This window comes from Bacillus sp. T-10(2022) (genome assembly GCF_056502895.1).
Window position 1 is genome coordinate 1,981,901 of sequence record NZ_CP113518.1, and the last position, 19,362, is coordinate 2,001,262.

19 protein-coding genes and 1 pseudogene are annotated in these 19,362 nt (G+C 39.8%); 16 read left to right on the top strand and 4 right to left on the bottom strand.

From position 1 onward, the window contains the following. Positions 1-367: 367 nt before the first annotated feature. Entirely contained in the window at positions 368-1,102 is a 735-nt protein-coding gene (locus OSJ91_RS09755) for an alpha/beta fold hydrolase (protein ID WP_350302066.1), read from the top strand. Between the two features lie 576 nt (positions 1,103-1,678). On the opposite strand, the gene OSJ91_RS09760 is transcribed toward OSJ91_RS09755, so the two are convergent. Further along, positions 1,679-2,395, bottom strand: a complete 717-nt coding sequence (locus OSJ91_RS09760) for a GntR family transcriptional regulator (protein ID WP_063596531.1) — start codon at positions 2,393-2,395, stop codon at positions 1,679-1,681. Positions 2,396-2,675: 280 nt separating this feature from the next. Here OSJ91_RS09760 and OSJ91_RS09765 point away from each other — a divergent pair, with 280 nt between their 5' ends. The 5 genes from OSJ91_RS09765 to chbG are packed head-to-tail and all read left to right on the top strand — an operon-like array spanning position 2,676 to position 6,770. Next, the gene (locus tag OSJ91_RS09765; protein ID WP_048684685.1) at positions 2,676-2,984 is read left to right on the top strand and encodes a PTS sugar transporter subunit IIB; all 309 of its coding nucleotides are present in this window, start codon (positions 2,676-2,678) and stop codon (positions 2,982-2,984) included. A 4-nt stretch (positions 2,985-2,988) separates the two neighbouring features. Beyond that, entirely contained in the window at positions 2,989-4,338 is a 1,350-nt protein-coding gene (locus OSJ91_RS09770; protein WP_350302067.1) for a PTS sugar transporter subunit IIC, read from the top strand. Positions 4,339-4,354: 16 nt separating this feature from the next. After that, the gene (locus OSJ91_RS09775) at positions 4,355-4,702 is read left to right on the top strand and encodes a PTS sugar transporter subunit IIA (protein ID WP_485891435.1); all 348 of its coding nucleotides are present in this window, start codon (positions 4,355-4,357) and stop codon (positions 4,700-4,702) included. Continuing rightward, the gene (locus OSJ91_RS09780; protein ID WP_350302068.1) at positions 4,699-6,042 is read left to right on the top strand and encodes a 6-phospho-beta-glucosidase; all 1,344 of its coding nucleotides are present in this window, start codon (positions 4,699-4,701) and stop codon (positions 6,040-6,042) included. The genes OSJ91_RS09775 and OSJ91_RS09780 overlap by 4 nt, the downstream gene beginning before the upstream one ends. Further along, positions 6,039-6,770, top strand: coding sequence for a chitin disaccharide deacetylase (chbG, locus tag OSJ91_RS09785; RefSeq protein ID WP_485891436.1), 732 nt, complete (start codon positions 6,039-6,041; stop codon positions 6,768-6,770). Before OSJ91_RS09780 ends, chbG begins: the two co-directional genes overlap by 4 nt. A 93-nt stretch (positions 6,771-6,863) precedes the next feature. Here chbG and OSJ91_RS09790 read toward each other — a convergent pair whose 3' ends face one another. Further along, the gene (locus tag OSJ91_RS09790) at positions 6,864-8,045 is read right to left on the bottom strand and encodes an NAD(P)/FAD-dependent oxidoreductase (RefSeq protein ID WP_485891437.1); all 1,182 of its coding nucleotides are present in this window, start codon (positions 8,043-8,045) and stop codon (positions 6,864-6,866) included. 39 nt (positions 8,046-8,084) lie between these two features. Beyond that, on the bottom strand, positions 8,085-8,522 hold the full coding sequence (locus tag OSJ91_RS09795) for a helical membrane plugin domain-containing protein (RefSeq protein WP_485891438.1): 438 nt from the start codon (positions 8,520-8,522) through the stop codon (positions 8,085-8,087). Between the two features lie 953 nt (positions 8,523-9,475). On the opposite strand from OSJ91_RS09795, the gene OSJ91_RS09800 reads away from it, so the two are divergent. The 8 genes and pseudogenes from OSJ91_RS09800 (at position 9,476) to spoVK (ending at position 15,859) form a co-directional block, all read left to right on the top strand. Next, on the top strand, positions 9,476-9,931 hold the full coding sequence (locus OSJ91_RS09800; RefSeq protein ID WP_350302070.1) for an SMI1/KNR4 family protein: 456 nt from the start codon (positions 9,476-9,478) through the stop codon (positions 9,929-9,931). Positions 9,932-10,003: 72 nt separating this feature from the next. After that, positions 10,004-10,377, top strand: a pseudogene (locus tag OSJ91_RS09805) (response regulator); the annotation flags it as partial. Positions 10,378-10,418: 41 nt separating this feature from the next. Continuing rightward, positions 10,419-10,694, top strand: coding sequence for a hypothetical protein (locus OSJ91_RS09810; protein WP_350302071.1), 276 nt, complete (start codon positions 10,419-10,421; stop codon positions 10,692-10,694). Then, positions 10,688-11,143 (top strand): hypothetical protein, encoded by a 456-nt coding sequence (locus OSJ91_RS09815; protein WP_485891439.1) that lies wholly within the window; start codon positions 10,688-10,690, stop codon positions 11,141-11,143. The genes OSJ91_RS09810 and OSJ91_RS09815 overlap by 7 nt, the downstream gene beginning before the upstream one ends. A 550-nt stretch (positions 11,144-11,693) precedes the next feature. Then, complete coding sequence (locus tag OSJ91_RS09820; RefSeq protein WP_485891440.1) at positions 11,694-13,016, top strand: sensor histidine kinase; 1,323 nt, start codon at positions 11,694-11,696, stop codon at positions 13,014-13,016. A gap of 365 nt (positions 13,017-13,381) precedes the next feature. Continuing rightward, positions 13,382-14,302, top strand: coding sequence for a tRNA (adenosine(37)-N6)-dimethylallyltransferase MiaA (miaA, locus tag OSJ91_RS09825; protein ID WP_413020289.1), 921 nt, complete (start codon positions 13,382-13,384; stop codon positions 14,300-14,302). Positions 14,303-14,305: 3 nt separating this feature from the next. Further along, entirely contained in the window at positions 14,306-14,539 is a 234-nt protein-coding gene (hfq, locus tag OSJ91_RS09830; RefSeq protein ID WP_034313436.1) for an RNA chaperone Hfq, read from the top strand. A gap of 363 nt (positions 14,540-14,902) precedes the next feature. Next, entirely contained in the window at positions 14,903-15,859 is a 957-nt protein-coding gene (spoVK, locus tag OSJ91_RS09835; RefSeq protein WP_241592858.1) for a stage V sporulation protein K, read from the top strand. 37 nt (positions 15,860-15,896) lie between these two features. On the opposite strand, the gene OSJ91_RS09840 is transcribed toward spoVK, so the two are convergent. Continuing rightward, on the bottom strand, positions 15,897-16,505 hold the full coding sequence (locus OSJ91_RS09840; protein ID WP_350302074.1) for a trimeric intracellular cation channel family protein: 609 nt from the start codon (positions 16,503-16,505) through the stop codon (positions 15,897-15,899). Between the two features lie 168 nt (positions 16,506-16,673). Here OSJ91_RS09840 and hflX point away from each other — a divergent pair, with 168 nt between their 5' ends. After that, positions 16,674-17,927, top strand: coding sequence for a GTPase HflX (gene hflX / locus OSJ91_RS09845; RefSeq protein ID WP_485891441.1), 1,254 nt, complete (start codon positions 16,674-16,676; stop codon positions 17,925-17,927). A gap of 12 nt (positions 17,928-17,939) precedes the next feature. Then, entirely contained in the window at positions 17,940-19,208 is a 1,269-nt protein-coding gene (locus OSJ91_RS09850; RefSeq protein ID WP_485891442.1) for a methionine gamma-lyase family protein, read from the top strand. Positions 19,209-19,362: the final 154 nt, after the last annotated feature.

Below are 19,362 nucleotides of genomic sequence, written 5' to 3' on the forward strand. Positions count from 1 at the left end.
ATATTACTCGGGCACAGATTGTGTAATAACTCCCAATGTGGACTTGACGAACTACGTGTCCGAAAAACTTGTAGCAATGATCGATAGCTGGCATCCAAACAAAGAAAGAGAAGATTCGTACAGCGTGGTTACACCCAATAAGGTGAGATATAGCACAGCAAGTAAATATGTGATAATCCAATCGAGACCAGCCTAAATATCCGTCTACATGAGGAGAATGTCATTAAATATTCAAAAGAGAAGGAAGTTAGATGTAAAGTTCGTTTTATATAGCCCATAAGGACAGGGTGAATGAAAAGCAATACTAGTAGCTGTGTGTGTTCGTAACATCACCTAGAAATAAATTTTAGGAACAGTGAGGTATAAAATGAAAAAAGTTATTAAATATATTCTCGTTAGTATAATTGCATTAATGATTATCGCTTTCGGCGGCTTTTACATATGGTCAGAACAAACATACAAACCATCAGATGAATTGTATGCGTTAGTTGGAAAGAGGAATATAACAAAGGAAAATGGGTTTGTCACATTTGAACCAACAAAAACTAAGAAAGTGGGCATTGTTCTGTATCCAGGTGCCAAGGTTGAGCCGGAAGCATACGGATATTATGCAAAAGAATTATCGAAAGAGGGATATACAGTCGTTATCCCAGATGTGAGGTTCAATTTCGCTTTGTTTGATAAAAATAAAGCGGTGGAAGCTAAAGATGCATATCCAGCTGTTGAGAAATGGTACGTTGCTGGACACTCGTTAGGAGGAGTAGCCGCCTCCGCATATGCTTATGAAAATCCAAAAGAGGTGGAAGGGATTATCCTCCTCGGTTCATATCCCAGTAACTCAAATGACTTTTCAAAAATGAAAGTTCCTATGCTATCGTTATATGCAGAACATGATGGGCTATCTACATTAGAGAAGATTGAGGAGACAAAGCACTTACTATCTAAAGAGGCAAACATGCATAAGATAGCAGGGGGAAACCACGGTCAATTTGGAGTATACGGAAAGCAAAAGGGAGATAATGAAGCGACTATCTCGGCTAAGAAACAACAAGAAGAAATGATAGTAGTCACAAAAAAATGGCTTAATCAGAATGGGGAGTAAGTAAAATTCAGCTTGAGCCATGAGAAAAAGGACCCGCTATTCTAAGATAATGTAGAAATGCCCTCAATGAATTAATTGGGGGCATTTTCATACTGAAGTTTATTTGGACTTGGAAACAATGAGCCAAAGGGATCCGGTATGCAGAAAAAGGGGGGATGTAGACTTAACGACAATTCCTTGAGGAAGGTGAAGTGAAATGCAGTAGCGGATTCCGATTTTCTCTTTTAATCTTGGTTTTGCCTCGATTTCATTCACGAACTTCAACTTATGCGATAGAAAAAGGCTTACTATTACTTAATTTACCGTGCCCTGTCCGCCGACTGTCTGCAAGGCCTCATCAATGCAAGCGGCTGTGGGGTGTCGGCTAGCCAGTTATTCGGCAGGAGTGTCGCAAATTTCTTCAATCCAATGAGGGATTTATCCATAAAAAGGTAAAGCGTAAAGGATAAAAAAGTCTCTTTTAAAATCATGGTTCGGTGTGAGAGCATACTGAATTAGAATCAAAGTGCCGTAGTACACAAAAAAAATGGCTGCCTTAATCAATAAGGCAGCCGTCTTATTTTTATATAATAATATTCAATAGTTCCGCTCGATGACAAAGTGTGCACGATCGCCTCTAAAGAGAGTTTTAGAGAATTCAATGACAGATCCGTCATTCTCATATGTGTAAGTTTCCAATGAAAAACAAGGTGAGCCGTTCGGTACGTCCAATTTGTCAGAAATGGAATCGTCGGCAAGTGAAAACTCCAAGTGTTCGACCGTTTTTTTTACTTTTAAATTGAATTGTGTCTCAAGTACTTTAAAGAGTGATTTTTCGCAGGCTTCGATATTAAGCCCGGGTGTTTTATACCAAGGGAGAAAAGCAATTTCATATTGAAGGGGGATGTCGTTTACGTAACGTATCCGTTCCAGTTTATTTACGGGGTCTCCAATATTTTGTTTGAAAAGCTTGGCAAGGGTAGCATTTGCTTCAATCACCTTTAAGCTAATGACCTTTGTAGAAGGGTTTTTTCCTTGCATCGTGACTTGCTCAGAAAACTTTTCAACCGTGCTTGAAAGAAATTGCTTCACTTTATTTTCCGAAACGAAAGTCCCTTTGCCCTGAACACGGTAGATGTAGCCTTCGACGTTCAATTGCTGTAAGGCCGTGCGAACTGTTGTCCTGCTTACTCCGTATATTTTACAAAATTCGGCCTCAGTCGGTAATTTTGTATTTGTTTGATATTCGCCATTTTTTATGAGATCGATAATCGATTCCTTAACTATGGAATGCAATGCCGCTTCTTTATTCATGGTCTCCACAGTGATTCCTCCTATGTTCATTCCCAATATATACATATAGATTATCTCGGATAAGTTCAATAATCAACTTTAATTCACAAATTTGTAGTAACAAATTAAAAATTGTGTTGATATTTTTTCAATTTGTAACTACAATGTATGTATGGAGGCAATAATACCCATTTCATTCCAAGGGAAGTGATAAAAAAGTAACATTGATTATTATAAAAATGCGATTTAGTCTTACTTAAAAATACTGAATAATCAATTATTAAAAAGGGGGGTAATTTCAATGAATATCTTATTATGTTGTTCTGCAGGGATGTCTACTAGTTTATTAGTTACCAAGATGGAGGAAAGTGCTAAAAAACAAGGGGTAGAGTGTCATATATGGGCGGTTGGTTCTACAGAAGTGAACAATGAAATAGATAAGGCCGATGTGATTTTATTAGGTCCACAGGTTAGATATCTTCTTTCCAAGCTACAGGAAGCGGGGAAAGAAAAGGGTATTCCAGTCGCAACCATCAATCCAATGTTCTATGGACTATGTAATGGTGAAGAAGTGCTAAAACAAGCCACTACTTTAATAAAAGGAGAATAAGGATATGATGACTTTTATTGATAAGTATATTATGCCTGGGGCGGTAAAGGTAGGAAATAACCGGCATTTGCTTGCAATCCGTGACGCATTGATTGGAATGATAGCGATTACAATGATCGGGTCATTCGCCGTCCTGTTTAATAATCTAGGGCAAGTCATCAAGCCTTACGGAAGAATGATGGAGGCCATCTTCGGTCCTGCATGGAATACGCTCGGCGGTGATATTTGGTTTGGAACCTTTGCATTCATGACGGTATTCGCTGTATTCGGCATCTCATATAAATTGGCGCGATCATACGGTGACGATGGTTTTGAAGCGATGCTGGTATCAGCAGCCTGTTTCTTCTTACTATTGCCTCAAATCGGAAATGTCACTTTAACCATCGATGATAAGGATGTTACTGGAGGGGCCTGGGGTTTTGTAAGCGTGAACTATTTTAATGCTACAGCCCTCTTTACAGGAATTGTCGTTGCCTTGATAGCCACTGAAATATTTGTGAGACTTTCCCGAGTGAAGTATTTAGTCATCAAGCTTCCTGATGGGGTACCTCCTGCGGTTGCCCGTTCATTTGCAAAGTTAGTGCCGGGTATGGCAACGATCTTTATCGCTGGTATATTCGGACTGCTATTCCGTAAAGCTACGGATGGGCAGGTATTGAATGACTGGTTGAGTAAAGTGATTGTATCTCCATTACAAAGTGCAGTAGATTCATTGCCATTCGCTATTTTACTAGTATTTCTTGTTCATTTATTATGGATGATCGGTTTGCATGGACCCAATATCCTTGGTGGGATAACGACACCGCTTTTTGAAAGTTCGGGAGTGAAAAATATCGATTTATATGCAAAAGGCGTCAAAGACATGGACCAATACGGGGTATTGGCTGGTTCTTTCCTGGATGCATTCGTTTATTTAGGCGGATCTGGTGCAACATTGGGCCTCATCATTGCAATGATCATTGCCGGCCGGAAACGGTATAAACAGATGATTGCACTCGGAGGGGCACCAGGAGTGTTCCAGATTAACGAACCCATTCTTTTCGGATTGCCTATCGTTCTGAATCCAATGTGGTTCATCCCATTTGTTCTCGGCCCGGTAATTACAACGGTGATCTCTTATATCGCGGTAAGCAGCGGAATGGTTTTCCCGATCGTCGCTAAGATTCCATGGGTTACCCCACCGATTGTGGGTGGATTTCTGGCCACGGGCGGACATGTATCTGGAGCGGTTTTGGCTGCAATCAATCTAGTAATTTCAACAGCTATTTATTTACCATTCGTTTATGCTCAAGTGAAGATAGACACCAAAAATGAAACAAAGCTTACAAAAGATTCAGAAACGCTAAGCGTTTAAGAAAGTAGTGATGAAAATGGAAAAAGAAGAATTATACCAACTATCCTTTCAATTGATTTTATATAGTGGGAATGCGAGAAGCTTTGCAATGGAAGCATTGCAGGAAGCAAAGAAAAAGAATTTTGATTCTGCCCGCGTGAAAATCGCCGAGGCGGAAACGGAATTACTGCAGGCCCATAAATACCAAACCCAATTAATCCATGCTGAAGCGGGCGGGGACCATTTTGATCTTCCCATCATCCTAGTGCATGCACAAGATCATTTAATGACGGCGATGACAGTAAAGGATCTTGCAATGGAAATGATCGATCTACGCGAAGAATTCTTACATGCAAATGTTGTGAAGGAGAGGACTGCCGAATGAGCAAGGGGCTGAAGGTTGTCACGATTGGCGGAGGATCGAGCTATACGCCAGAACTGATCGAAGGTTTCATCAAATATCATGAAGAACTTCCCGTGAGTGAAATTTGGCTCGTGGACATCGAAGCGGGAAAGGAAAAGCTTGAAATTGTCGGGAATTTGGCAAGAAGGATGATTGAAAAGGCCGGTGTGAATATTGATGTACACCTCACGCTAGATAGAAAGAAAGCGCTTAAAGGCGCTGATTATGTAACAACCCAGCTACGGGTTGGCCAGCTCGCTGCAAGGGCACTTGATGAAAAGATTCCATTGAAACATGGAGTGATCGGACAGGAGACGAATGGACCAGGCGGGCTTTTCAAGGCTTTTAGAACGATTCCCGTCATTCTGGATATTGCTCATGAAATGGAGGAATTATGTCCGGAAGCATGGCTGATTAACTTCACGAATCCTGCTGGAATGGTAACGGAAGCAGTTCTGCGTCACAGTAATATTTCCAAAATCATCGGACTTTGCAATGTGCCGATTGGTATGGAACGAGGTGTTGCGGATTTGATGGATGTAGAGCCATCAAGAGTCCGGATCGACTTTGCCGGCTTGAACCATATGGTTTACGGATTGGATGTATTCGTTGATGGCGAGAGTGTCAAAGATCAAATCATCAATTTAATTACGGATCCAGCTAAAGCTGTCACGATGAAGAATATCCATGCAATGGGCTGGGAGCCGGAATTCCTTAGAGCGTTAAACCTGTTTCCGTGTCCATACCACAACTACTATTACAAAACGGGAGATGTGCTGGCCCAAGAATTGAAGGATGCAGAAAAAGGGGAAACACGTGCAGAGGTCGTTCAAAGACTTGAAGCAGGTTTATTCGAGCTATACAAAGACCAGGATCTGGCTATCAAGCCGCCGCAGCTTGAAGAGCGCGGAGGTGCGTACTACAGCGATGCGGCTGTCCGGTTGATTTGCTCGATGCATACGGATAAGCGAGATATTCAAGCGGTAAATACGGTCAACCATGGTGCGATTGAAGGAATTCCTTACGGCTCGGCGATCGAAACCAGTTGCGTGATAACTAAGGATGGTCCTAAGCCGATCAATGTAGGAGAGCTTCCTGTCGCTGTCCGCGGATTAATCCAGCAAATCAAATCCTTTGAAAGGGTAGCCATCGAAGCTGCAATTTCGGGGGACTATGATACTGCGTTGCTTGCCATGACGATCAATCCACTCGTTCCAAGTGACCGGGTTGCAAAACTTATCTTAGACGAAATGCTGGAGGCACATAAAGATTATCTGCCGCAGTTTTTTGAAAAAAAGGAGTTGCAGGATAATTTATCATGATTGAAGTCCTTGTAAATGCAGATGATTTCGGGTTAACTAAAGCGGTGAATTATGGGATTTTGGATAGCCACAAATATGGAATTGTCAATTCGGCAACGATTATGATGAATGCGCAAGCAACGGAGCATGCGATTGAAATCGCAAAGAAGACACCGTCGTTGAAGGTAGGTATACACTTAGTGCTGACATGGGGGAAACCTTTGTTGAGTGATGTTCCGAGTTTGGTTGATGAATCTGGTTTCTTTAAGAAGCAAGGGTTGGTATATGGGGATCCTGCCGGTATTTCCTTGAGCGAATTGGAGAGGGAGTGGTCAGCACAAATCGAAAGATTCTTGGAATTTGGTCTATTCCCGACTCATTTTGACAGCCATCATCATGTACATGGGATCACAGCATTTCTACCGGTTATTAAAAAGCTGTCAGATAAATATGGATTGCCAGTGCGAAATGCCGGAAAGCACCTTACTGGGATTCAAACCGTTACAGATGTATTCCTGGATGATTTTTATGGAGAAATGGTGGTTGAAGATTACTTTCAAAACTTGAAGGGGAGGGTAATGGATGGGGCGAGCGTGGAGATAATGACTCATCCTGCTTATATGGATGAAGAATTGATGGAAGTCTCCTCATATAATCATAAACGCTTAAAAGAAACCCGGATCTTGACAAATGCAAAATTACCTGAGGGATTTTTCCTTAGATTCAGCATCAACCAGGTTAACATTTGATTTCGATAAATATAGCCCTTTAATTGCAAAAGAGGACCATTCATCCAAATGATGAATGGTCCTTTTAAATTCAATGAGTGCTTTATCTTAAAATTAATAAGCCAAGCTGAATAGGGCTTTGATGTGTGATAGATAGCGAACATTACTTGCTTCTTTCATCAATGTAGCCGGAAGGCCTTTAAGTGACGTGTTATTGGCCCCAACCGTTGCCACCGCATCCTTACGGCCAAGGCTCGCAAGTGTACCTGAGTTTACAGGTGAAAATGCTTCAAGTTTCTTGCCTTCAAAGGCTGCAAATAGGTTGTAACCAACAAGCTCACCCATTTGCCAAGCATTTTGAGCAGTAGGAGCGTATGGACGGCCGCCTTCTGGAGGGAAAGCAACGGCACTGTCCCCGACGACGAATACGTCTTTATGGGATTTGGATTGCAAGAACTCATTAACGGTTGCTTTGCCGCGGTCCACTTCAAGGCCTGATTCGCCTACGATAGGAAGGGCCGCAACTCCGCCTGTCCAAACAAGCGTATTGGCCGTTATCGTTTGTCCATCTTTCAATTCGATTTGATTGCCTTTAACACCCGTTACAGGCAGACCTGTCAAGAACTCAACGCCGCGTGCTTCCAAGCTTGTCATCGCACGTTCGATTAAGTGGTCAGGCAGGACCGGAAGGATTTTTGGACCAGCTTCCACAAGCTTGATTTTCAAGTCCTTGAAGTCCACTCCGAACTTTTTGGCGATTTTAGGGAAGTGATCCACGATTTCACCGATTAGCTCGACGCCCGTCAATCCGCCGCCGCCGATCACGATGGTTGCGTCCGCTTCATTATTTGTTTGTGCATATTCGCGAATGCGATCTTCGATATGTTTGTAGATCTTGTTTGCATCATTTACGGATTTCAAGACCATGCTGTTTTCCTCAAGTCCCGGAATGCCGAAGAATCCTGTTTGGCTTCCCAAAGCAACAACCAGGTTATCATAAGATAAAGTGGAACCATTGGCAAGTTTCACTTCTTTGTTATCGACTGAGAAAGACTCCACTTTGGAAATGACAAGGTCGATATCTTTTCCTTTGAAAAGCTTTTCCAACGGAATGGAAACGGCTTGTTCAGAAATGGATCCGCCTGCAAGACGGTGCAATTCGGTGATGATTTGGTGCGTTGGAAATTGGTTCACCACGGTAACCTGCACTTCATCTCTTTTGTAATATTCACGTACGGATAAGGCAGATAGCAATCCAGCGTATCCCGCACCTAAGATGACGATTTGTTTTGACATAGTTAATCCCCCGTTCTTACTGATTGAAAGTTTATCAAATTATTTTTGGTTTTTACGTTCTGAAGAGACTTCAAGAAAAGCTTGGGCGAAACGGAAAAGCTTTTGTGCTTGCGGGTCTTTCATCATTTTTAACAGACCAAAAAGACCGATCACATCAGTATTCTCTTCAGCACGATCCTTAGCTTCGATGGCATTTGCCGCAAGCCCTTTCACTGAATGGACTACAGGTGTAGCGATCTCCGAAATGGCGCTGACCGTATCATTTTTCAAAACATCATCAGTCGCAACCGATTGAGCGAAATCATAAGACTTTGTTAAAATATTCACTAACTCAGTCAGTTTTGGTAACTGCTCAACTAAAGTGTTCAATGATTCCTGAACCTCAGGCTTTAAAAGCTGATCTAGGATATCCAATTGTTCTTGGTTTGCAGAAATATTAAGTGTTTCATGTTCAGGTTTTGTGGCTACATCTACCATATCTAATTCCCCTTTAAACTTATTTATTTTGATTTATGTGTTTTCCGCCGATACTACTAATCATACGACTCTAATCTCTTAATTTCAAATATTTCTTTTGTGATACGAATATAATTTTTATAGTTATAAATAAAAGTTTTTAGGTGTGTTTCGAGATTTATCTTAATATTCCGAGAAAATATTAAGATTATTCTGATGATAATACTTTCTTTCTCATTTCCTATCTATAATGTCCATAATCTTTGAATATGCCATGCTTGAATGAGACCGAAGAATATTTTATCTGATTTAGGGTAAATAATATTATCGGAATTGGAGATGATGCCTTTGGTAGAACGCAGGACTTTAAAGATCCGTGGTGAGAATATTGAAATATCCTCTAAGTACAATGAAAAATATAGTAAATGGAATTGTACAGCTAAAATTCCCAATAGTTCCATCATTGCTTATTGTCGTGATAAGAATAAGCTACGTGCTGAGACAGTTTCTATGAGCAGGTTATTAATTACTTATGATGACTATAAAATTATCTGAGTTGTAAAAGGCGCCCAACCTTGAAGAGGAAGTGGGCGCCTTTTTTATAGAATAATATTTTTATCTGCGATATCGGGAATATATCTTCGAAAATGGAGATATATCATCGAAAACTCCTGATTTATCTACGAATTATTCGATTTATCGATTTTTCGACAAAAACTTCTTTTAAATAAGCTATTTTTTTATGAAAAGAAACGAAATTGTCAAAAAATATATCAGAAAATACTGAAAAGGATAGTAAAATTATGTTAATATATTTAAAAAAAGTATTATTTTCTAAATAATAATGAATAATTTATTTTTAAAGGATCTCCATAAATGGAGTGTAGGACCTGGCCATTTTATATGCAGCGAATAGCAAGTGAAATAGCCTAATAGAATAAGATTATCAATTAAATGGAAATGGAGTCGATACAATGGTTAATATTACTGGATATGGCAAAGCGACACAAGAAGCAGTGAATAATTTTCAGAAATTTGTGGGTTTTGAAATCCCTGCAGATTATCAACAATTTCTCCTTAAGCATAATGGCGGCACAACGGCGGTCCAAAACTGTAAGTTTTATGTAGATGGATTAGACACACTCGTTTGCTTAAATGTACTTTATGGATTAGAGCTTCAAGATAAAGAACTGGATTTACGGAAATGGCATGAAGAAAACAGAGATGACTTACATAAGAATTGCATTATAATAGGTAATGCTACATGTGCAGGTAAAATCTTGCTGATAAATAATGAAGAGGAAAAGGGAGTTTACTTCTGGGATCAGGGTTGGTATTCGGATCCATCAAGCCAGGATGAAAATATTTATAAAGTTGCATCGAGTTTTCAGTCCTTCATTGAGGGATTGAAAATCCCGGAGGAAATCTAATTTTATTGTAATCCCCTTGATTGGCTCATACCATTCAAGGTTTTTTATTGTCATGTTAATGAGGAGAAAAAGATGTATAAAATATTATTGGTTGAAGACGATTCCAAATAGCTGGAATCTTGGTCAATTACTTAAAAAGGTATGGGTATGAGGTTTTTGAAGTGAAGCAACTGGACCAAGTCTTTGCGGAGTTCCAAGAGATAAAGCCAGATTTGGTTTTATTGGATATTAATCTGCACTATTTTGATGGTTTCCATTGGTGCCGGCTAATAAGGACGGTTTCAAAGGTTCACATCATATTCATCTCTGCTAGGACAGATGAAATGAACCAAGTCATGGCCATTGAATATGGGGGAGATGATTATTTAACGAAACCGTTTCATTTGGAAATGGTACTGGCGAAAATAAAGAGTGTCCTACGTAGGGGAAAGAAAGAGCTTCCACCAAAGGATTTTAGATACGTTAAGCGTTTTGGGAGGAGTCTATCATGAACATCCGACTTCTCGCTAAGAGAAATATCCAAGGAAATGCACAACGTTATCTAGCTTATTTTTTCAGTATTGTCCTTTCGGTCTCAATCTTTTTTATTTATGCATCATTTATCTTTCATCCAGATGTGGTCCATGCGAATATCCCTGGGGGACAGTTAATTGGTAAGGGACTCATTGCAGCTGAAATAGTGATCATCATATTTTCAGTTTTCTTTATCGCTTATTCGAATGCTGCATTTATACAGCCGCGAAAAAAGAGTTTGGGGTGCTGACACTGCTTGGAATGTCCAAATCCCAATTAAGAAAACTGATTTACTTGGAGCAAACGATGGTTTCCCTCATACCTATCATTTTGATACTTTTTATCGGCTTGTTTGTCAGTTTATTATTCTTTATCGTCCAAGGAAGCATGATGTATCTGCGAGTTTTTACAAATTTAGAAGATAAAAAAATTCAAATTCACGCTCTTCATCGATTGGGCCTGACAAAAAAAGAAATACGGCAAATTTTAAGTGCGGAAATACGGATTCTCTTTTTCGCTCCTTTTCTGATAGGAATGATTCATGCCATAGTCGCCTACGTGGCATTAAGCAATTTATTGGGATCCAATTTGTTTGTCTATTCGGCCATCGTCATCGCAACTTATTTTCTTTTTCAACTACTCTATTATCAAGTAACTAAAAAGATGTATGAGCGGGCAGTCATCAATTCGATTAAATAAAAGCTATCATATGTAAATGGAATCAGGGGGATCAGGCTCTGATTCCATTTTTTTATTCAGGAGATCTTCTCATGGAAATGGCGTTTTCATTAATGAGAAGTTAGTTAATATGTACTATTGAAAGGGGATTGATCCGCTATTTTGCACAAATTATATGAATTATGGTGTGATTTTACAGATGAATCCTCTAGATTCTTGTAATATTTTCATATAAAGGGTAAAATTATTCATTTGAATCAAAAATATCGACTCCACATCATTAATTTTTTCCATTTTCACATATGTAATTATACTGATATAATTTTTTTATATGGAAATAAAATGATTTATTAGAAATGATTAATAGTTAAAGTGGTTTAGATTAAAATATAAAAAGTTAGATGATTAAAAAATAGTGGGTAAACTGTTAATTACTTGATTAATTATAGTATTATATGCCTGGGATTACAGAGAATATTAGATTTTTCTCTATTTCTTTGACACTTTATATAGTAAACTCAGAATAGGTTCGTTAACTTTTAGCTGCTAGAGATGAGGTAAGTTTAATCCTATGAAAAATAAAAAGTTAAGGGCATTTCTTTATTTGACCATTCTTTTATTGATTGTTTTCATTCTTCTTAATATGTTTTCAACATATTTAAGCATTAAAAATTCTGTACAAAAATCCGTTGCAAATCAAAACTTGGTAGCTGCTAGATCTATCGCCGACTCGATGGATAAGGAGGCCTATCAGCGTTTTCTTAATAACCAAGTAAAGAGCCGGGATTATAGGGATATAAAAGCTTACTTAGAGGATGCCCGTGAAAAAATAGGAGCATTATATGTTTATACCATCATGATTGATAATCCGCGAGTATCTAAAGCTATGATCACTGGATTTTCTAAAGATCATAAAGGGGATTTTCCTATTGGTGGTGTATGTACTGTTCCCCGGGAGCAGGTCAAACAGGCGTATGAAGGGAAAAGCTTCATTACCGGGATTCTAGAAGATCCGGAATATGGAGAGTATTTGACTGTGGGAGTGCCAATGAAAAATCAAGATGGCGACATTATTGGTTTTTTGGGCATTGATATGAGCGCAGAAGATATTAATGCAATTAACGGCAAGGTATTGAAAAGCAGCATTGCCATTCTTGTTTATAATGGTGGATTTGTTATCATGCTTCTGGTTACCTTTTTTGTCATTCAAAAATGGTATCAAAAGGAACTGACACGTGAAGTGGGGGATACGGAAGATACGTATCAATCGGAATTTCAATCGCTCATTGCTTCAGTCCGCTCATTAAGGCATGATTTTTCCAATCATATTCAGGTGATACATGGACTGCTTAAATTAGAGGAGAACGCAAAAGCACTCGAATACTTAACAGGTCTTTCAAAAGAAGTGCATTCGATTGAATCGATGAAATTGGATGTGAGTCATCCAGGCTTATCCGTCCTGTTAGAGACGAAAAGACTCTCGGCCCAGAATTATAACATCGATATTGAAATCGATGTATCACCCGAATCCTTCAATCGGGTCAAAACAACCGATTTGATAAAATTATTATCAAATGTTATCGACAATGCTATTGAGGCAACAATTGAATTGCCAGAGCAAGAACGCCGAATGAATATTGCATGCAATGCTGATGATGAAAAGTATACGTTTATGGTCACCAACACCGGACCAATGATTTCGGAATTAGATCTGGAGAATATATTCGCCAGTGGTTTTTCAACCAAAAAGGCACAAAAGGGCAAAGTTCGCGGACAAGGATTGTTCATCGTCAAAGACTTAGTGAACAGATATGATGGAGAGATTCATGTACAATCCTCGGAAAAAGAAACGATCGTTACGATGATCATACCCGTAAATGGAAAAATGGGCTAAATTGAAAATTGATAAAAAGGCATGATTCCTCAAATACAGGAGGAATCATGCCTTTTTTATGATTCAATTATCGGGATTAGAATCCAATGCTATCAGGAGAAGGGGATTCATTTTTCCCCAGTCCGCAAATGGAGCTATGAGCTTCAAATGCATTTTCGGTATTTTACACTCTGACTATCTAAGAGTTATAAAGATGAAAAGTTGAATAAAAGTACCTGAATTGGACATAATGGGTAGATGTTTAGCTGCTTTCTTCGAGATTATGATAAGATAGGGAAAAAATCAATTAAGGCAGTGAGATTGTGAAACAACAAAAAGGAAAACTTCTCGTGATCATTGGACCGACTGCTGTTGGGAAGACAAAGATGAGCATTGAGATGGCAAAGTTATTTAATGGTGAAATTATTAGCGGAGACTCCATGCAGGTTTATAAAGGGATGGATATTGGGACTGCAAAAATCAAGAAGGAAGAAACAGAAGGAATTCCTCATTATTTACTTGATATTAAAGACCCGGATGAACCATTTAGTGCGGCGGAGTTCCAGGAGCGAGCTAATGCTTGTATTGAGGATATCCAAAGCAGAGGTAAACTCCCCATTATCGTCGGTGGAACAGGATTATACATACAATCGGTCATTTATGATTATCAATTTTCGGAGGCGCCATCCGACCCTGTTTATAGGGAGGGACTCGAAAAACAGGTAAGGGAGTCAGGAATCGATCCAGTTTTTGAACAATTACGCAGCGTTGACCCGGAAAGCGCGAATCGAATTCATCCTAATAATGTAAGAAGGGTGATCAGGGCACTTGAGATTTTTCATTGTACCGGTAAAACGATGAGTGAACAACTGAATGAGCAGCCTACAGAATTGAAATATGATACGTGCATCATTGGGTTGACAATGGAACGTGAAAAGTTATATCAACGCATCGATCAACGTGTTGATGTCATGGTAGAAGAAGGGCTGATTTCTGAAGTGGAGTCATTTCATGAAAAAGGTTTGAGGGATTGCCAATCGATCCAGGCAATAGGCTATAAAGAAATCTATGATTATTTTGATGGAATGGCTTCATTGGATGAAGCGGTTGATACATTAAAGCAAAACTCCCGTCGTTATGCAAAAAGGCAATTGACCTGGTTTCGGAATAAAATGGATGTAAATTGGTTTGATATGACCGATCTCGATGGTTTTCCAAAAAAAATACATGAAATATCTGGATTTATAGCAGGAAAGCTTTTCAGTGAAGGCGAATACATAAATTTAGAGAGAAAAGAGGAGGACTAGTTCATGAAACAATCAGTAAATATTCAAGATCAGTTTCTTAATCAATTACGGAAAGATGGTACGTATGTGACGGTATTTTTATTAAACGGGTTCCAGATTAGAGGACAAGTGAAAGGGTTCGATAATTTTACCGTTTTATTTGAGTCGGAGGGCAAACAGCAATTAGTCTATAAACATGCGATCTCTACATTTGCTCCACAACGTAATGTTCAGATTGATTACGAAGTGAAGGAATAATCATATATATGTATGTAAAAAACAGGTTTAGCTTATAGCGACCTGTTTTTTTTTTGCATGCAATTCGCTGTTCTTTTTCAAAGAATCGATAATTTTACGTACCTGTTTTGAATATATATCAAGGGACGGATTATTTTCCGGGAAACCGCAGGAAATGACATTCCCCCATATAAATTGGTGAAAGGGAACGGAGATTGTCGTAACACATCCTCCAAGGAAAGAATTCTGTCAGAATAAGTCGCTTTTCAGGAAGGGAATACGGCTTAAATAATCGAATTTTCCGATGGTTTAGTTGTAACCATCATAAATCGAATGAAAATTTGTGGAATTAGAGTAAGGGTCCAAGATGGAGAGGTGAATGCATTGGAACAACCGATCCGTATGAAAAATAACGGGCAAATCAATATTGTGTTTAATGCGGAAAACAGAAAAGCTCTACAAAAGGAACTGCCGATAAAAGAAATTTTGGTGCAGGAAATCCCCCACCAGCATGTGGCATTGAAAGAGATTGAAGATGAGCTGAAATCGCTGGTCGGGATGGAAGAAATGAAAAAGATGATAAAAGAGATATATGCCTGGATCTACATCAATAAACAACGTGAGGCAAAAGGGCTGAAGACTGGCAGGCAAGCACTGCATATGATGTTTAAAGGAAATCCCGGAACGGGGAAAACAACGGTTGCACGTTTAATCGGTAAGTTGTTTCAAAAAATGAATGTACTATCGAAAGGGCATTTAATTGAAGCGGAGAGGGCAGATTTGGTCGGGGAATACATTGGTCATACTGCCCAAAAAACAAGGGATTTAATTAAAAAGGCCATTGGCGGGATCTTATTTATTGATGAAGCCTATTCCTTGGGAAGAGGAGGGGAAAAGGATTTTGGCAAAGAAGCCATAGATACCCTTGTCAAGCATATGGAGGATCGGCAGCACGAATTCATTTTGATCCTTGCTGGATATTCGAGGGAAATGGATTATTTCCTCAGCCTTAATCCCGGACTTCATTCCAGATTCCCGCTTGTTATTGATTTTCCGGATTATACTATTGAACAGTTAATGGAAATAGCCGATCGGATGCTGCAGGAAAAGGAATATCTAATGAATCGGGATGCCGAGAGGAAATTAAAAGAACATTTAATCATATTGCGTTCATTTCGGGGACCTATTTCATTTTCTAACGGACGTTATATCCGTAATGTACTTGAAAAGTCAATTAGGGCTCAGGCAATGCGGCTTTTATTGGAGGATTCATTTGAAAAATCCGATTTACTGACGCTTACCAGCCAAGATTTGGTTTTCGAGGATGATGAAAAAGAATGACATGGAAAAGCCCACCAAGATGGCGGGCTTTTCAAATTTATGTTTTAGGCACCCATTTTTTATTAGGAAGATGCCAATTGTTGGTGTAGGAAAGGACTCGCAATATCGTGATGACGGCAAAGAGCGAATAAAGCTGCCATGACTGGGATAATACACCACTGCCTAAAGCCAAGCCAGCAATGATGGCCCATACTACGTAGATTTCTTTTCTGAAGACCAATGGCTTTCTTCCGGCCAGTACGTCACGGAGTATTCCGCCGCCGCACCCGGTTAATGCAGCTGATACAATGATGGCGCTTATTGGATGATTAAGTTCCACGGCATACATCGCCCCTTGGATGGCAAAGGCTGAAAGGCCAATGGCATCACTGAAGTTTCCCCATCTATCCCAGTGCTTTGAAAGGTTAGTAGGAAAAACAAAAACGATGGTGATGGATACTAAAGCGATGACAAAATAGAAACTTTGATCCCATAACGCTGAAACGGGGACACCGATCAGCAGATTGCGGATTGCCCCACCGCCAAAGGCTGTAATTATTCCTAAAATATAAACTCCCAAAATATCATACTCTTCTTCCATGGCGATGATGGTCCCGCTAATAGCGAATGCAATCGTACCTATGAAGCTTAATACTTCCCATGTCATATGAATGTCCCTCTATGTCTTTTTGATTTTGATGGTAAAGCCAAATTTGATTTTAGCATGTTATCGGAATTTTTAAAACGGTTAAAAGCTACGTTTTTAGGAAATTTTTATATATTCAATTTTTTTGTTATGATTAACTGAAATCTATCCGAAGGTGGTGCATGTGATTTGGAAGAAGCAATAAAGGAAACGGCCGTTTTGATTGGGTGTCAAACAACTGAGACTAATGAACGTTTTGAATATTCACTTGATGAACTGGCTTCATTGGCGAAGACGGCGAATGGTGAGGTTTTAATGACCATCACCCAGAAAAGGGAAAGCGTCGATCCAGCTACATATATAGGAAAAGGAAAAGTGGAGGAACTTCGGAATCTGGAAGAGGAGCTTGAGCCGGATTTATTTATCTTTAATGATGAACTTTCCCCGAGCCAGATTCGGAACCTTTCGAAGCAATTGGAGGCAAGGATCATAGACCGGACGCAGCTAATATTGGATATATTCGCTCAGCGGGCGCGATCCAGGGAAGGGAAGCTGCAGGTCGAACTTGCTCAGCTCCAATATTTATTACCGCGTTTGGTCGGACAGGGGATGGCAATGTCCAGGCTGGGCGGCGGAATCGGCACCAGGGGACCAGGTGAGACGAAGCTGGAAAGCGACCGCCGCCACATTCGCGGGAAAATAGATGAAATCAAGCAACAATTAAGTGGCATAGTGAAGCATCGTGAACGTTATCGTGACAGAAGGAAACGTAATAAGACATTTCAAATAGCCCTTGTGGGATACACGAATGCAGGTAAATCAACACTGTTCAACCGTTTGACGGAGGCGGATTCTTACGAAGAGAACCAGTTATTCGCTACACTTGATCCCATGACACGAAAGGCGATTCTTCCTAGCGGATTTACCGTGCTGCTGACGGATACGGTTGGCTTCATTCAAGATTTGCCGACATCTTTAATTGCCGCATTCCGCTCGACCCTTGAAGAAGTGAAAGAAGCGGATCTATTGCTCCATGTGGTGGATTCGTCAAGTACAGATTACTTTAATCATCAGAAAACAGTGCAGGATTTGCTAAATGACTTAGATGTCCCTTCCATTCCACAGCTAACGTTGTATAATAAGAAAGATAAGGTTCACGCTGATTTTGTCAGGTCAGGCAGTCGTGCTTCATTAATGATCAGTGCCTATGAACAATCGGATCTGAATGAAATCATGGAAGAAATTGAAAAGTACGTGATTGAAGAAATGGTCCCGTATCATGTTTTCCTGCCATCGAGTGAGGGTAAACTATTATCACAGCTGAAAAATGAAACCATATTGCGCACTCTCTCCTTTAATGAAGAATCGGAAAGATATGAATGCAAAGGTTTTTGTCTAGCTGATCATCCAATAACCGGGCAGCTAGAGAAATATTCATTATAAAGGGGAATTTTGATGTATCAGCAGTTAACAAATGGAGAAGTGTTGAAAAACATTGCGCAGGAAGTGGAAGCAATGATTTCTCCATTACATAAGCAAGTGGACGAACGAATCGAAGAAAATCAATTTCGTGTATTACAAAGTTATCAAGCACATAAAGTGAGTGATTCCCATTTCATCCCGACTACAGGGTATGGATACGATGATATGGGCCGCGATACGCTGGAATTGATATACGCAGAGGTTTTTGGAGCGGAAGCTGGATTGGTGCGCCCCCAAATTATATCAGGCACACACGCCATCTCCACCGCTCTTTTTGGTATATTGCGCCCAGGGGATGAATTGTTATACATAACTGGAAAGCCTTATGATACTTTGGAAGAAATTGTCGGTATCCGGGGGTCGGGTATCGGATCTTTGCGTGATTTTCAAATCAGCTATAAGGCCGTTCCGTTAGCGGAAGCTGGAACCGTTGATTTTGAAGCCGTCAAACAAGCCATACAACCAAATACGAAAATGATCGGTATACAACGGTCAAAAGGGTATGCTACACGTCCTTCCTTTACGATCGATGAAATAAAGGAAATGATTTCCTTTGTTAAAGGCATTAACCCGGAAATCGTCGTGTTCGTGGACAATTGTTATGGAGAGTTTGTTGAGACACAAGAACCATGTCATGTCGGAGCGGATTTAATGGCTGGTTCACTCATTAAAAATCCTGGTGGCGGGATAGTGAAAACCGGTGGATACATTGTTGGTAAAAAGGACCTGGTTGAAGCTTGCTCATTTCGGTTAACATCACCAGGAATAGGGGCTGAAGCAGGTGCGTCGCTTTATAGTCTGCAGGAAATGTACCAGGGATTCTTCCTTGCACCGCATGTCGTGGGCCAAGCTGTTAAAGGAGCCATGTTCACAGCTGCCTTTTTAGAAAAACTCGGTATGAATACATCTCCTAAATGGGATACGAAGCGAACTGACTTGATTCAATCCGTCCAATTTGATGACCGGGATAAGATGGTTGCCTTCTGTCAGGCCATCCAATATGCATCACCAATAAATTCACATGTGACACCATATCCTGCCTATATGCCGGGGTATGAGGATGATGTAATCATGGCTGCGGGCACCTTTATTCAGGGGGCCAGCATTGAACTGACGGCAGATGGGCCGACAAGGGCTCCGTATGTTGCCTACGTTCAAGGCGGATTGACATACGCCCATGTTAAAATAGCTGTATTGACTGCTGTCAATGCGCTAATGGACAAAAAGCTGATTCAATTGTAAATGAAAATGATTAGGTAAGTCATGGGAATCCAGATACAATTGGATTCCAGTATAAAAAATAGTCAAAATATTTGAGTAGTAACAAATCATTTAATTTTTCTGAAAAAAACACGTCATAAAATGTAACATCATATTGACAAGTTTAATAACATGA